Raw genomic sequence first — 2,515 nt, 5'->3', positions numbered from 1 at the left:
AGACGCTCCATAGAGAATGGTGCGCCTTCACGGATTCGAACCGGGGACCCACTGATTAAGAGTCAGTTGCTCTACCAGCTGAGCTAAAGGCGCAGGTTTGGTGACCCGTGCGGGAATCGAACCCACGTTTGCGGCGTGAGAGGCCGCCGTCTTAACCGCTTGACCAACGGGCCACATTTACGCGTCGCTTTGTCAGCACCCTCAAAACCGAACAATGCAGTCTCCAGTACATCAGGCAAGCGCCTGCAATCATCATGTTAAGGTCAAGCCCTCGGCTTATTAGTATCGGTCAGCTGCACGCGTTACCGCGCTTCCACCTCCGACCTATCAACGTCATAGTCTACGACGTGCCTTACTCCCGAAGGATGAGAGATCTAATCTTAGGGGGAGTTTCACGCTTAGATGCCTTCAGCGTTTATCTCGTCCGTACATAGCTACCCAGCCATGCCCTTGGCAGAACAACTGGTGCACCAGAGGTACGTCCATCCCGGTCCTCTCGTACTAAGGACAGCTCCCTTCAAATCTCTTACGCCCGCAACAGATAGGGACCGAACTGTCTCACGACGTTCTGAACCCAGCTCGCGTGCCACTTTAATCGGCGAACAGCCGAACCCTTGGGACCGAATTCAGCCCCAGGATGTGACGAGCCGACATCGAGGTGCCAAACCTCCCCGTCGCTGTGGACGCTTGGGGGAGATCAGCCTGTTATCCCCAGGGTAGCTTTTATCCGTTGAGCGACGGCACTTCCACTTGCATACCGCCGGATCACTAACTCCAACTTTCGTTACTGCTCGACCCGTCGGTCTCGCAGTTAGGCTCGTTTATGCGTTTACACTCACTGCACGGTTTCCGTCCGTGCTGAACGAACCTTTGAGCGCCTCCGTTACCTTTTAGGAGGCGACCGCCCCAGTCAAACTGCCCACCTAACAGTGTCCCCCGACCGGATTCACGGCCGCAGGTTAGAAAACCAGCAAATCAAGGGTGGTATCCCAAGGGTGACTCCACCAAAGCTGACGCCCTGGCTTCCAAGTCTCCCACCTATCCTGTACATGATTTACCGATTTCCAGTATTAAGCTACAGTAAAGCTCCATGGGGTCTTTCCGTCTAGTTGCGGGTAACTGGCTTCTTCACCAGTACAACAATTTCGCCGGGTGGGCTGTTGAGACAGTGCCCAAATCGTTACGCCATTCGTGCGGGTCAGAACTTACCTGACAAGGAATTTCGCTACCTTAGGACCGTTATAGTTACGGCCGCCGTTTACTGGGGCTTCGATTCAAACCTTCGCTTGCGCTAAGCTCTCCTCTTAACCTTCCAGCACCGGGCAGGCGTCAGCCCCTATACGTCATCTTTCGATTTAGCAGAGACCTGTGTTTTTGGTAAACAGTCGCTTGGGCCTATTCGCTGCGGCCTCCCGTAGGAGGCTCCCCTTATCCCGAAGTTACGGGGTCATTTTGCCGAGTTCCTTAACAACCCTTCTCCCGTTGGCCTTAGGATTCTCTCCTCATCTACCTGTGTCGGTTTGCGGTACGGGCACCTTAGCATTCCTCACACCTTTTCTCGCCACAGAGCATCGCGGACTTCCCTACTTGATTTCGGTCCCTTACGCCCGGGTCAACCAACGCCCGGGTCCCGCTATCTCCATGTGTCAGTGTGCTTAAGGTTCGGTGGCTACGGAATTTCAACCGTATGTGCATCGACTACGCCTCTCGGCCTCGCCTTAGCTCCCGGCTTACCCTGGGCGGACGAACCTTCCCCAGGAAACCTTAGATTTTCGGCCATTATGATTCCCACATAATTCTCGCTACTCATTCCGGCATTCTCACTCGTGTAAAGTCCACCGCTGCTTCCGCTGCGACTTCACCCCGTACACGACGCTCCCCTACCCCTGTCTTACGACAAGCCCAAGCTTCGGTGTTACGCTTAGCCCCGTTATATTTTCCGCGCAGAGTCACTCGACCAGTGAGCTATTACGCACTCTTTTAATGAGTGGCTGCTTCTAAGCCAACATCCTGGTTGTTTTCGCAACTCCACATCGTTTTCCACTTAGCGTATCTTTGGGACCTTAGCTGTGGGTCTGGGCTGTTTCCCTTTTGTCCACGAGACTTATCTCACGTAGACTGACTGCTAACCATCAATTATCCGGCATTCAGAGTTTGATAGGGTTCAGTAACCTTATCGGCCCCTAGCCCATTCAGTGCTTTACCTCCGGTAATCTAAGTTAACGCTAGCCCTAAAGCTATTTCGGGGAGAACCAGCTATCTCCGAGTTCGATTGGAATTTCACCGCTATCCACAGGTCATCACCGACCATTGCAACGGGCGTGTGTTCGGTCCTCCATGGGGTTTTACCCCCACTTCAACCTGCCCATGGATAGGTCACCCGGTTTCGGGTCTATTGCCACTGACTTCATACGCGCTGTTCACACTCGGTTTCCCTTCGCCTCCGGTACTGAATACCTTAAGCTTGCCAGTAACAATAACTCGCCGGACCATTCTACAAAAGGTACCTCATCAC

General features: G+C 53.6%; 2 tRNA genes and 1 rRNA gene. All 3 read right to left on the bottom strand.

Annotation, left to right across the window (positions count from 1 at the left end):
- Positions 1-17: 17 nt before the first annotated feature.
- Positions 18-93 (bottom strand) — tRNA-Lys (locus B5G42_RS17405).
- Between the two features lie 5 nt (positions 94-98).
- Positions 99-173 (bottom strand) — tRNA-Glu (locus B5G42_RS17400).
- 86 nt (positions 174-259) lie between these two features.
- Positions 260-2,515 (bottom strand): 23S ribosomal RNA (locus B5G42_RS17395); the annotation flags it as partial.

The sequence above is a fragment of the Flavonifractor sp. An91 genome (assembly GCF_002159225.1).
Taxonomy (GTDB): domain Bacteria; phylum Bacillota; class Clostridia; order Oscillospirales; family Oscillospiraceae; genus Flavonifractor; species Flavonifractor avicola.
This window is presented reverse-complemented; position numbering and strand designations above follow the sequence as displayed.